Annotated in this window: 9 protein-coding genes; all 9 read right to left on the reverse strand. The window is 68.1% G+C overall.

Annotated elements, in window-relative coordinates:
- Positions 1 to 562 (reverse strand): DUF2931 family protein (locus QMK61_RS14695; protein ID WP_302072980.1); only part of this gene is annotated, 562 nt, incomplete at its 3' end.
- Positions 559 to 2133 (reverse strand): PAAR domain-containing protein, encoded by a 1575-nt coding sequence (locus tag QMK61_RS14700; protein WP_302072981.1) that lies wholly within the window; start codon positions 2131 to 2133, stop codon positions 559 to 561. The genes QMK61_RS14700 and QMK61_RS14695, both read right to left, overlap by 4 nt.
- The gene (locus QMK61_RS14705; protein WP_302072982.1) at positions 2130 to 2510 is read right to left on the reverse strand and encodes a PAAR domain-containing protein; all 381 of its coding nucleotides are present in this window, start codon (positions 2508 to 2510) and stop codon (positions 2130 to 2132) included. The genes QMK61_RS14700 and QMK61_RS14705 overlap by 4 nt, the downstream gene beginning before the upstream one ends.
- Positions 2511 to 2711: 201 nt before the next feature.
- Positions 2712 to 3200, reverse strand: a complete 489-nt coding sequence (locus tag QMK61_RS14710) for a GNAT family N-acetyltransferase (RefSeq protein WP_302072983.1) — start codon at positions 3198 to 3200, stop codon at positions 2712 to 2714.
- 96 nt (positions 3201 to 3296) lie between these two features.
- Positions 3297 to 5549, reverse strand: coding sequence for a family 20 glycosylhydrolase (locus QMK61_RS14715; RefSeq protein WP_302072984.1), 2253 nt, complete (start codon positions 5547 to 5549; stop codon positions 3297 to 3299).
- Between the two features lie 66 nt (positions 5550 to 5615).
- On the reverse strand, positions 5616 to 8600 hold the full coding sequence (locus tag QMK61_RS14720; protein ID WP_302072985.1) for a TonB-dependent receptor: 2985 nt from the start codon (positions 8598 to 8600) through the stop codon (positions 5616 to 5618).
- 201 nt (positions 8601 to 8801) lie between these two features.
- Complete coding sequence (locus tag QMK61_RS14725; RefSeq protein WP_302072986.1) at positions 8802 to 9863, reverse strand: glycosyl hydrolase family 18 protein; 1062 nt, start codon at positions 9861 to 9863, stop codon at positions 8802 to 8804.
- Positions 9860 to 11524 carry an alpha-L-fucosidase gene (locus QMK61_RS14730; RefSeq protein WP_302072987.1) on the reverse strand — a complete coding sequence of 555 codons (1665 nt, stop codon included), beginning with the start codon at positions 11522 to 11524 and terminating at the stop codon, positions 9860 to 9862. The genes QMK61_RS14725 and QMK61_RS14730 overlap by 4 nt, the downstream gene beginning before the upstream one ends.
- Positions 11525 to 11572: 48 nt before the next feature.
- Positions 11573 to 12652: a glucokinase gene (locus tag QMK61_RS14735; RefSeq protein ID WP_302072988.1), complete on the reverse strand. Its 1080-nt coding sequence runs from the start codon at positions 12650 to 12652 to the stop codon at positions 11573 to 11575.
- Positions 12653 to 12985 lie beyond the last annotated feature (333 nt).

Raw genomic sequence — 12985 nt, forward strand, 5'->3', positions numbered from 1 at the left:
TCGTCTGTGTAGCGACGACGGGTAATGCGTTGCATGGGAACCTCCAGGGTGCGATCAAAGTATCGCTTCCTGGCCTCCGCTCTGGCGGGGCAGGTTCACAGCCACCGGGAGCCAAGCCCACGTTGATGCGGTTGTAGTAATAAGCCCCAGGTACGGGATGCTTGAACTCCGGTTTGTTTGGCCCCTGCGTCAGCATCATTTTGCGCACCGAGTCGGGGATAACCACGATGGCTTGGTAGGTCTGTGGCTCCACCAGCGACTGCCAGCGCACATAGATTTGCGCAGGGAGCGCCGCACCGAGGACGTCGAACCCGGGTCCACGTCCTGAGCTGGATGCCCAGCCTGCCGGGCTGGTGTCACTATTATTCTGTAGAGAGCCTACTCCAAGGCCATGGAAGTGCTTTCCTGCTACATCCACGACTTGGGCATCCTCCACCCACACGTACATGTGAGCTATTGAGCTGAAACTGAGGTGCCATGCTCGATACGGCAAATGGGTTTCGCTGGCGCAGGCGGTCAATGCCAACATCAACCCGAACAGCCAGAGCAGGCTTTGTTTCATGCATTGTCCTCGTTGGATAGCACGACGCGCTTGCCGTCTGCCGTTGGGCGGTTGATGTAGAGCATGCCGTTCGAGATGTGCCAGTCGTCCGAGTGATGCAGGTAGCGCTGCCGCAGCAACTGCTCCTCATCGGGGCTAAGGTAGAACGACCCGCCGCCCTGTACATAGGACAGCGTGCGGGCAAGCACCGTCCAGAGTTCGTCAGGCAGGTGCATGCTGGGCATATCGTCGGGCGACTGAGCCCAAGGGATGCCCGCCCGCATCGCCAACGTGTACATGGCCCGTAACGGAACCCCCGCATAGGCGTTGGACAGGGTGCGCCGCATCTCCACGGTGGCGGCCACGGTCCGGGTCGGCATGCCGCCCCACAGGGAAGTGCGGTAGGCGTCCGGCGTGGTGGCGACGGACCAGGCGTGCACGCGCAGGGCGGCGGCATTGGCCGGGTCTTGCGCCTGCAACCGGGCGAGCTGCTTCTGCGCTTCACGGTAGGGTCGGGTGGTTTCCAGCGGACCGGTGCCCGTGTCCTGCCCGAGGATCGGACGGATCAGCCACACCACTTCCTCGGCGCCGTCGAGGTAGCCGCCGCCGATGTCGGAATGCGCGCCAGGCAACGGCAGGTCATGGTACGGCGGCGCCGCCGAGGTCAACGGGAAGTTGACGCGGCACTCGTCGCGGGCGGTGAGGTGCACCACGCCGCGCGTCGCGCAGCCTTCGGGCAGGCACAGGTAGAAGCCGTTCGCCGCGTTGCTCGCCACGGAGGTATCGGGCAAGGCGCCCAGATGCGACACGGTGTCGAACAGGCCCACGAAGCCGGCGCGCAGGTCGGTTTTCCACGCGAAGCCCGGCTTGAGCTTGAGATTGGCGCCGGGGATAACATCGCCCAGCGGGCCCAGGCCGCGCTGGTTCACCTCATGCAGGAAGTGCCGCGCCTCGGCCGCGCCACGCGAGAAGCCGAAGATGTCCAGCTCGATGGCTTGGGCGTAGGCGTGAGAGTGATCGTCCGTGAACTGCTGCAAAGCACCCTGCAAGGCGACATAGAACGCATCCTGCACCCGCTGCACCATGCCGCTGTCGCCGCTGCCCGTGGCCAAGGCGACGCTGTTGTCGCCTTGGCCACTGGTGGTGCCGTCGCCTTGGATGTAGAGCCTAAGGAAGTAGTCGCCCCCATGCTCGGCCTGGTCGCCTTGGGTGCTGTCCGGGAGAGAGGCCGGTGTCGGCGGCGTGGCGGCCGCGCTGGCGGAGGCCGGATCAAGCGCGGCGGGCGCCGGGCTGGGCACGGGCGCGAAGGTCACCGGCGCCGAGGGATGCACGACATGCGAGAGGGGCGTGCTGGAAATGGCCGTGCAGCCGCAGGCCAGCTTGTGGCCTTCATGCACGATGCCCCGGCCCATGACGCGCTTGTGAGGGTCGCCTTCCACGAAGGAAAAGGTGCCGCCATGCTTTTGACAGGTCGCTTTGTCGCCCACCACGGCGCCGGCTTTTCCCTCGACCATGTAGAAGCCGTCGTACTGGCACGAGATGACGGTGCCGCCACCCGTGGTCTTGTCACCCAGCCGGATCGCGCCGCTCATTGGTCGTCCCTGTCGCTGAAGCCTTGCGGGTCGAGCACCATCACGCCGACACGGCCGTCGTTGCATTCGATGGCCACGAGCCGGTATTGCCTCGTGTCCACGATGAACTCGCCTTCGCGCCCGGTCAGGCTGCCCGCGCAGGCCAGCGACTTGTCGCACCACTTCATGGCTTCGCCGCAGCCGGTGATGAGGGTGGTATCGCCGTACTCTGGGTGGTGCACCGTGTCGCCCACGGTGGCGAGCGGCACGCCATCGATCACGATCTCGCTGGTGGCAGTGGCGATGACACCGCCGAGGTTGGTGCGGGCGCCGAGGGCGGCGAGGGGGACGATGCGAACAGGGAAGGTGGGGCGTCGTGGCCCGTGAGTGCCGTCCATTGTGACCTCCTTGGTCGATTGGCTTGGGCATCCTACAACTAACACTCGGCATGGAAACAGACCGGCCCGACAGCACGGTGGCTGCGGTGTTTTCGTGTTGGCAAGACCCACCGCGCCCAGGTCGGGGGTTCAGGCTGGCGCCGGTGTCCAGCAGGCCTGGTTTTTGGTGTCCATCGGGTTGGCGTTTAGCAATAGCGGCGCTCAATCCAGATCCAGCGCCATGTACAGCGTGCCCGGCAGCGGGTTGTCGTAGTACGGCGGCACCTCGCGGAAACCCAGCTCCGCGTACAGCCGCCGTGCGGCATGCATGCTGGCCAGCGTGTCCAGCACCACGCGCGCATGGCCGGCCTCGCGGGCGCGGGCGAGGATCGCCTCCGCCAGCCGGCGTCCCAGTGCCTGCCCGCGCGCGGCGGGGCGCAGGTACAGGCGTTTCATCTCGGCCGTGCCCGGCCACGCGGTGGGTCGCAGCGCCACACAGCCCAACACCGTGCCCGCGGCGTCGCGGGCGAGCAGGATGTCGCCCGGCGGCGGCGCGTACTTGCCGGGCAGCTGCGCCAGCTCCGCCGCGAAGCCCTGGAAGGAAAGATCGATGCCGAGGCTGTCCGCGTATTCCGCGAACAGACCGCGCACCACCTCGCCGTCCGCGGGGAAGCGGGCCGGCGCGATGCTGATGTCCGATGCTCCCGACATGCCTGCTCGCCTCCGTCAGCCGGTTTCGCACCAGTCTGCCGGAGGCGATCCCTGCGCGCTTGGATGATCCTGACCTCGCCGCACGCCCGTCCCGGGCTATTTCACCAGGATCTCGTCCGCGAACAGCCAGGTGTTGGCGGCGCCGTCGGGGAAGCCGGCCGGCACGGTGGCGTAGCGGCTTGCGGTGACGCGGACGTAGCGCGCGCTCAACGGCCTGGTCGCCTTGTACGCCAGGTGGTATCCCGTCGGCTGCGGATTCATCAGGTTGGCCTGCGGCTGCTCGGTCTGCAGCGTGGTCCAGTGCTGGCCGTCGCCCGAGACCTGGAAGCTCACCGTCCGTGGCGGCAGGATGCGCGAGCCGGTGTCCTGCAGGAAATCGACGGCAATCGAATGGATAGCCGTGGCTTTCTGCAGGTCAATGCGAGCGTCGATGTCGTGGTCGTTCCAGCCGGTCCACTGCCCGTCGCGGAAATCGCCGCTGCCCAGCACGCCGTCGGTCAGCGCGCCGGCGGGGGCGTACCTCTGCGAAGGCGGCTGGGCCAGGCTGAGCGGCTTGCCGGTGGCGAGGTTGTCCACCAGGGTGAAGTTCACCGGGTTATCGTAGCGCAGCCCCTTGCGGAACGGCACTACCTTCAGCGTGCCGGCGTGGTGCACCGCCACGCTGTCGGTGAACGATGGCGAGCCGGCGGTGGGCGTGCTGCCGTCGACGGTATAGCGGTTCACCAGGTCGTCGAAGCCGCGCTGCGCATGCAACTGCCAGCCGCCACCGTCTGCCGTGTCGATCGCGTACTTCACCACCGCACGATCCGCCGGGCCGTAGGCCACGTGCCAGGCATCCAGCCGCGGGTACTGCGCCTGCAGGCGCTGCTGGAAATCTGCCCAGTCGGCGTCGGTGTGCGCGTCGCCGCGCCACAGGTTCTCGGCGAAGGCCAACACGCGCGGGTACAGCCTGGACTCGGCGTTGTACGGGTTCGCGCGCTCGCTCCACAACGGCGCCTCGGCGCCCAGCAGCTGCGCACGGTGCGCCACGAACACCGCGGCGTCCGCCTTCGCGTCGCCCGGCTGGCTGTCGTTGGCGATGTCGGTGCGAAACACGTCCTGCACCGTCAGCGAATCCAGCGCGCGGTCGATGTAGAACGGCCCGGCAACCACCACGCGGTTGCCGTTGGCCAGCGCCTTGGCCTGCTCGTCCGCGCCGCGCCAGGCCTCGATCACGGCATGCGTGTCGGCACCGCCCTCGAGGATCTCGTCCCAGCCGACCAGGGTCTTGCCCTTGCCCTCGAGGTACGTCTGGATGCGCTTGATGAAGTAACTCTGCAGGCCGTCTTCATCCTTCAGCCCCAGCTGGTGCATCAGCGCCTGGCAGGAGGCGCAATCGTGCCAGGCGACCTTGGGCGTCTCGTCGCCGCCGATGTGCACGTACGGCGACGGGAACAGCGGCAGCACCTCGTCCAGCACGTTCTCGAGGAAGGTGAAGGTGGCCGGCTTGCCCACGCAGTCGATGTCGCTGAACACGCCCCAGGTGGTCGCCACCGGCACGGGCTTGCCGCTGCAGGAAAGCTCCGGGTAGGCCGCGATCGCCGCCACGCTGTGCCCCGGCATCTCGATCTCGGGGATCACCGTGATGTTGCGCTTGCGCGCGTAGTCCACCACCTCGCGGATCTGCGCCTGGGTGTAGTAGCCGCCGTAGCGCGTGCCGTCCGCCTCGGTGCGCCATGCGCCGATGCTGGTGAGCTTCGGGTAGCGCCTGATCTGGATGCGCCAGCCCTGGTCGTCGGTGAGGTGCCAGTGGAAGGTGTTGATCTTGTAGTAGCTGAGCAGGTCGAGCTGCTTCTCGACGAAGCTCACCGGATAGAAATGCCGGCTGACGTCCAGCATCACGCCGCGCCAGGCATAGGCCGGCGCGTCCTCGATGCGCACGGCGGGAATCTCCACTTGCGCCGATCTCTCCACCGGCAGCAGCTGGCGCAGGGTCTGCACGCCCCAGAACAGGCCGCGGTCGGACGGCGCCGCGATCAGCACCCGCGCGGGCGCGACGTCGAGCCGGTAGGCCTCGTCGCCGCCGGCGATGGAGGGATCGATGCGCAGCACGATGCGCGCCTTGCCTCCGCGGGCCGGAGGCAGCGCGATGCCGGTCTGCGCACGGACCGCGTCGCGGAGGAAGCGGGCGATCTCCTGCGCGCGCGCGTCGCCCGGTGCAGCGACGGCGTCGCGGGATTCGAGCACGAAATGGCCCGTGCCGACGACGAGGTGCCGCGGTTGCGGCACCAGTGCGAGCTGCGCGCCGGCCGCGCATGCGCCGCTGGCCAGCCCCAGGCCAAGCAGCAGGACGATGAATCGCGTCGACATGGTGGTTCCTTCATCTGCGGAAAAACGGCCCCGGCCGAAGCCGGGGCCGGTCGAACCCGAAAGGGATCAGTCGAACGTGTAGTCCAGCGTGAGGAACATCTCGCGGCCGTTGTACTCGCTGGCGCTCTGCCCTGTCGTGACGAACTCGAAGCCGCCGGCGTAATAGGGGATCGCAGCCACCTTGTCGAAGATGTTGGACACGGTGTAGGTCACCTTGATCTTCGGGGTGATCCGCCAGCCAACCGAGCCGTTCCAGACGATCCACACCGGGACGTGGCCCTTGTAGACCGTGCAATCGGCGTCGCCCAGGTTCGGGAAGGTGCCGTTGGCCAGCACCTCGCAGCCGCCGTAGCCCGGCGCGCGCAGGGTACCGACGCGCTCGCCGGAGACCGACACGTTCCAGTCGCCCTTGGTCCAGTCACCGATCCACGTGACCTTGCTCGCCACGCGCTGGTAGCGCGTGTTGACCAGCGGGTCGCTGGCCACGGTGCGGTTCTTGTAGGAAAGGTTGTCGGTGTAGATGACGTTGGCGCGGAAGTCGCCGTGGTCCTCGGTATGCAGCTTGTAGTCCAGCGTGGCGTCCACGCCGCTCACGTACGTCGAGGCGACGTTGATCGGGCCGGAGTGCACCGAGACGATGTTGCCCGCCGCATTGCGCTGGACCATCCCCTCCACCATCTTGCAGTACTCCGAACCCTGCGGGTAGCGGGTGTACGGCGCCAGCCCGGTCGAGCCGACCGGTTCCACACCGGTGAGGCAGCCGGCCTCGTCCTGCAGGATGGTGCCCTGGTCGAGGTATTCGATGGTGTTGTCCACGCCCATGTGCCAGTAGTCGGCCGACACCGACAGGCCCTGCACGCCCGGGACCTGCCACACGAAGCCGTAGGTCCAGGAGTGGCCGGTCTGCGGCAGCAGCAGGCGGCTGCCGTCGGTGTACTGGGTGTAGTACTGCGACTGCGGGCGCTGGATGTTGCCGTTGCACCACGTGTTGTTGGTATCGCCACCCTTGATGGCGTTGATGCAGCTCAGGTAGTCCTCGTAGATGCCCACCGGGATGGTGGAACCGGTCTGGTAGATCGCCTGCATGTCAGGCGCCTTGAAGTTGGTGCCGTAGCTGCCGCGCAGCAGCAGGCCGTCGTACGGACGCCATTCGATGCCGGTGCCCCAGGTGCGCGCGATGTCGGCGCTGCTGGCGTCGCGGTACTTGTCCAGGCGGCCGGAGAGGGTCCAGGTCAGCGATGCCAGCACCGGCACGCGGAATTCGGTGCCCAGCGAGAAGCGCTGCCGGTTGCCGCCGCCGGTGTTGTTCGCATAGAACGGGTTCACGAACGTCGACGGGTCGTTGCCGCGCGGATCGGGCGAGAGCAGGAAGCCGTTGTGCGCCGCTTCCAACACCGCCGCCCACCCCACCGACTGGCCGTCGGCCCAGGGGATGGTGAACAGGTCGCCGTTGATGTTGAACTGCGCCTGGTCCAGCCACGACGAGGCGGTGTTCTCACCGTTGACGGCGAACTGGCTGTACTGCTGCGGCGTGAAGGGATTCCACCACTGCGACCAGTTCATGGCATAGACGGGAAGGGTCGCCGACCCGCCGTTGTTGATGGCGCTGTAGCCCGAGACCGTGGTGGTACCCAGCTGCGGCCCGAGGAAGAAATTGTTCACGGCCGCCTGGTTGAAGGCCGTGTAGTCCTCGCGCACGATGTACTTCTGGGTGCTAAGGTTGAGGTCCCAGTTGAAGTTGCCGTCGAACAGGGTGCCGCGCAGGCCGGCCTGGATGTTCCAGTTCTGCTCGCGGTCGTGGGTGTTGCCCGAGGTGCCCATTTCCCGCGCGGTGAACTGGCGGATGGCCTGGCTGATGACCTTGCCCGTGGTCTGGTCGTAGAACGCGCCCGTGCCGGTGCCCCACAGCTGGGTGTTGGAAATGCCCACCGTGTCGTACAGCGCCGCCGAGCCGTAGAGCTGCAGGCCGTTGCTGAAGTCGTACTCGCCGCCCAGGTAGCCGTTGTTGCTGCGGCTGCCCGGCGTCAGCACCCAGTTCTGGAACAGGGCGGGCTGCGAGCAGTAGTAGCCGTTGCTGGTCACGCCGGTGATCTGGGTGCCGTTGGTGGTGACGGTATGCGACTGGCTCAGCTGGGAATTGGTGAACTTCGAGCAGGTGCCCGCCGGCGGCGTGAGGTAGTGGCCGTTGCCGTCCCTCGCGGAGAGCGCGGTGGCACCGGCCGCGTCGTACTGGTAGCCGAACATGCGGGCGGCAGGCCCCCAGGAACCGTAGCCCGCGGAGGACACCGAGTCCTGGTACGGCCGGTCCATGCCCCACAGCGCCGTGCGGTTGGACTTCTCCACGTTGTAGAGGATGTGCCAGTTGTCGCCGGACTTGCCGCCGAAGAAGTTGACGTCGCCGTACCGGCGCGCGCCGCGGGTGGCGCCGCCGCCGGTGACCTGCAACTGGTCGCCCTGGTAGTTCTTCTTCAGGATCACGTTGACCACGCCCGCCACCGCGTCCGAACCGTAGATCGACGAGGCGCCGGAAGCCAGGATCTCGACGCGATCGATCATGCCGGTGGGCAGGTTGTTGTAGTTCTGGAAGTTGCTCTGCGAGTTCATCGGCTGCGGGTAGTCCACCACGCGATGGCCGTCGATCATCAGCAGGCTGAAGCCGGGCCCCAGGTTGCGCAGGTTCACCGAGCGCGCGTTGACCGAGGTGGAACCCCAGCTGGCCGGGTCCTGCGTCTGGCCCATCTGCGGCAGCGAATCGAGGAATTCCCACAGCGTGGTGAAGCCCTGCTGCTTAATCTGCGCGCCGGTGATGGTGACCACGGGGGCCGCTCCCTCCACCTCCACGCGGGGGATCATCGAACCGGTGACGGTGATCCCCTTCAGCTTGACTGCCTTGTCCTTGTCGGCCCCGTTCGACTTCGGGCCCGACGACGCCTGCTGCGCGGGCGCCTGATCGCCGCCGGACGGCGCCGACTGCGCGAAGGCCTGAGGACCGGACAACGCCAGCGCCAGGGCGCTGGCCAACACACTGCGACGAAAATGGATGTTGCTCATGACTTTGCTCTCCCCGTTGAACCCGATTATGTGATGTGAGGCCCCGGGCCCCTTCCCCGGTACCGATAGGCGCTTGCCCAACCTTCCACTCCACCTGCCAGCAGGCCTCGTCCGAAGGCCCTTACCACCCTTTGCACGGCTCCAGATCCCGCACACCTCCACCACGCACCGGCAGCCGCCCTCCGAGGCCCACGGCCGGCGCTACCCCCGCGACGCATGCCTGGCCTCGGGCAGCTCGCTCCACACCGCCGGGTCCTCGGCCCCCAGCACCCAGGAACAGAAGCCCTGCAGGCCGTCCTGCTTCACCACTTCGTAGCGGTCGCGGAAGGAATGCGCGTCGGGCATGAACACCCATTCGCGCATCTGGTCGCGGTAGAAGTAGAACCAGGACTCGTGCTCGCGCGGATCCCACTGCACCGTGGCGCCGTACTGCCGTGCCAGCGCCACCGAATCGCCGGCGTCGATGTAGTCCGCGGCGATGTTCGACGATTCCCTGCCGTCCACGTGTACCGGGTTCCCGGCGTACCAGTGGTAGCCATAGAGAGGGATGCCCAGCGAGAGCTTCGACCTGGGCACCACCTGCAGCGCATGGCGCAGCTGCCGCATCGTCCACGGCATGCCGGCCACCGGGCCGGGCGTGGTCCAGCGCGTATGCTGGTCGTAGGTCATCAGGCAGACCAGGTCCAGCACCTGCGCCAGCGCCTCGAGATCGTAGGCGCCGCGCCAGTATTCCCATATCCACTTGCTGAAGGCGCCGCCGCCGGGATATCCGGGCGCGTTCGGCACCACCGCCATCGACAGCCGCAGGCCCTGCCGGTGCAGCGCGGCGGCGGCCTCGCGCACCAGCGCGGTCAGCGCGTCGCGGTCGGTCCAGGCGATGTTCTCGAAATCGAACTGGAACCCGGCGAACCCGTAAAGCCCCGCCTGCCGGACCAGCGAGGCGATCATCGCCTGCCTGCCCTTCGCGTTGCCCAGCAGCCGGTGGAACGCCGCGCGGTCGCCGCCCGCCGAGACGATCGGCATCAGCGTCACCCCGTGCGCACGGGCGACCTCCAGCACGTAGGGATTGGGCTGCCCGGAAACCAGGCCATCGGCATCCACGTCGTACCAGGTCGGCACCAGCACGTCGACCTTGTCCGCGTGCGCGGCGAAGTCGCCGATCGATTTCTGCGTGCCCGTCATGTAGAACAGCGCGCTCGGCGCGTGCGCGTGCAGGCCCGGCGACAGCGCCAGGCACAGCAGCCACGGCCAGAAGCGCTTCACGGCGCCGCCCCGGCCGCATCGGCCAGCACGATCCGGTAGGCATAGGCGTGCACGCCCTCCGGCCGCGCCGGCAGGTCCAGCTGCAGGCCGTCGGGCCGCTGGCGGAAGGCCACCGGCTGGCCGGTCGCCAGCAGCGTCACCGACTTCACCTTCGTCGCCGGGCCAATCGAATGGATCAGCGCCCGCCCGTCCCGTGGCCAGCCCAGCTCGATCGCGTACAACTTTCCACCCCTGGTGGTGAAGCGGAAATCCTCCGCCGTGTAAGGCTTGGTCTTGGTGTCCTGCATGGTGCCCGCGACCACCTGCGTGGGGCCCTCGCCGAAGCGCGTCCACGGCCGCGTGCCGTAGATCGCCTCGCCGTTGGCCTTCAGCCAGCTGCCGACCGCGAGCAGGATGCCGCGCGCCTGCGGCGGGATGGTGCCGTCGGCCTTCGGCCCGACGTTGAGCAGCAGGTCGCCGTTCTTGCTCACCACGTCGGCGAGCAGGCCCACGATCTCGTCCGGCGTCTTGTAGGTGTCGCCCTCGGCGTAGCCCCACGAATCGGGGCTGACCGAGGTCTCGGTCTGCCAGGGCTCGGCGCGGATGTCCGCCGCCTGGCCGCGCTCGATGTTCATGGTGCCGGTGCCGGGGCGCATGTCGTCGAGCTTGTAGTCGAGCACCACGCCCTGACCGCGCGCCGCGGCCTGGTTGTAGAAGAACGCGGCGAACTCGGCCAGCGCGCCGCGGAAGCGCGGCTGGCCCACCCACCAGTCGAAATACATCAGGTCCGGGTGGTAGTCGTCCACGATCTCCGAGGACCGCGCCAGCCAGTCGTCGAGGTAGGCGTCGGAGACGAAGGTCCAGTCCACCTCCCGCCCGTCCTCGCCCCGGGCCGACAGCAGCGGATGCGCGGGACCGTACAGCGCGGCATAGCGCGGGTCGTTGACGTCGGAGTCGAAAGTGCGGCCGTACTCGAAGAACCAGTCGTGCTCGGCGCGGTGCGAGGACAGCCCCAGCTTCATGCCCTGCGCCCGGACCGCCCTGGCCAGCTCGCCGATCACGTCGCGGTGCGGCCCCATCTTCACCGCCGTCCAGTCCGACAGCTTCGAGTCGTACATGGCGAAGCCGTCATGGTGCTCGGCCACCGGCACCACGAAACGCGCGCCGGCCTCGCGGAACAGCCGGGCCCAGGCCTGCGGGTCGAAATGCCCGGCCTTGAAGCGCGGGATCAGATCCTTGTAGCCGACCTTCGGCATCGGCCCGTAGGTGGCTACCTGGTGCCGGTAGTAGTCGGCGTACTGGCCGCTGCGCTCGTACATGTGGCGCGGGTACCACTCGCCCTTGTAGGCCGCCACCGAGTACACGCCCCAGTGGATGAAGATGCCGAACTTGGCGTCGCGGTACCACTCGGGCGCGCGATAGGCCGTCAGGCTCTGCCAGTCCGGCACCATGGGGCCCTGCCAGGCCAGCTTGCGGGTCTGCCCGAGGATCGCGCGGCGCGCGGCGTCGTAGGGACGGTTGGCGGCCACCCATTGCCGCTCGATCGTCGCCGCGTCGGGCGGCGGCGCGCCGGGCGGCGCATCCGCGGCGACCGCCGCGCCGGCCAGGAAGGCGAACGCCATCGCCATGCCCGCCCGCATGCCGCTGGCCATCGCTTTCCCGCCTGTGCGCGCCGTGCTCATCGCCACCGTTCCCCGTTCGTCATCGTGAAACCCTCCCGTGTGCCCGCTTCAAGCCAGGCGGACGGGTGGTGCAGACCCATGGCGTTCCATCATCCAGCTCGCGGCGCCGATCACCCCGAGCATCCCGTGGTCCACCACGTGCACCGGCACCGTCTGCAGGAAAGGACGCATGACGCCCTTGTCCAGAAAACGGTCGACGAAAGCGCTGTCCCGCATGAACCCGATCATCCGCGACAGGAAGCCGCCGGCCAGGTAGACGCCGCCGCTCGCGCCGTACAGCATCGCCAGGTCGCCGGCGAAGGAACCGAGCCAGCCGCAGAACAGCCGCAACGCCTCGGTCGCCACCCCGTCCTCGCCGGCGCAGGCCGCCGCGGTCACCGCCGCGGGCTCGTCGAACACGGGAGGTTGCCGCTCGAGGCTGCACAGCGCGCGGTACAGGCGCAGAAGGCCGGGGCCGGACAGGACCCGTTCGCAGGGCACATGCGTATCGGGAACCGCCAGCTCGCACAGCACCTGCTGCTCGCGTCCGGCGCGGGCCGCCAGTTGGACATGCCCCGCCTCGGTCGCCAGCACGCGCGGCGACGGGCCGGGCAGGCGCACGGCGACCCCGAGCCCGGTACCCGGCCCGACGATCACGACGGGGCCGGCGGAAATGCCATCCGCGTGCTGCGGCACGTGCAGCGGCATCGAGCCGTCCCCGCCGATATGGGCGGTGGCATGCGCCAGCGCCTCGAAATCATTCAGCACGCAGACTTCGTCGAGCGCCAGCCCCTGCTCGAGGACCGACGGCACGATGGGCCACGCCAGGTTGCTGTTGACCACGCGACCATCGTGCAGGAACCCCGCGCACGCGAGCGCAAGGCCGTGCGGCCGTATCGCGAACTGCTCGCAGAAGGCGCGCACGATGGCATCCAGGCCCGCGTGGTCGGCGCAGCGGTAGACCCGGCTCGCCAGCACGCTCGGTTCGCTCCGCCCCGCGAAACCGATCAGGCCGAGGCGCGCGTGCGTGCCGCCGACGTCGGCGGCGAGGAAAGCCTGCTGCCCCCCGGCGAAGGCGCCTCCGGCCCGCGTACCCTCCGCGCCGGGTGCGTTTCGCGCCATCGTGGGCACCGGGTCGCCGGCGCTCATGCCACGCCTCGTCCCGCACGCCGGACCGGCGCACGTGCCATGTCGCTACCTGGGCGAATCGGGTTCCGCATGTTCCCTCCCGGTGATCACGACAGCCGTCGGGCTTCCCCCTGCCCGGCGAGGCGCCGCTATTCACATGCAAACTTATAGTTCATATTTGTTTCAATCGTGACAAGTTGCAGTGCAACATGCAAGGCGATTGCCGTGCTGCGCCCGCTCGAGATCACTTGTAAATTTACTTTTCATATGTGCACACTACCCAGGCCACCGGCCGCGCGCGCGGCAGCGGCACGATGACGGGGTACGGACATGGCGCAGGCGGACATCCGCGAC

Source organism: Fulvimonas sp. R45, from assembly GCF_030504985.1.
GTDB lineage: Bacteria > Pseudomonadota > Gammaproteobacteria > Xanthomonadales > Rhodanobacteraceae > Rhodanobacter_A.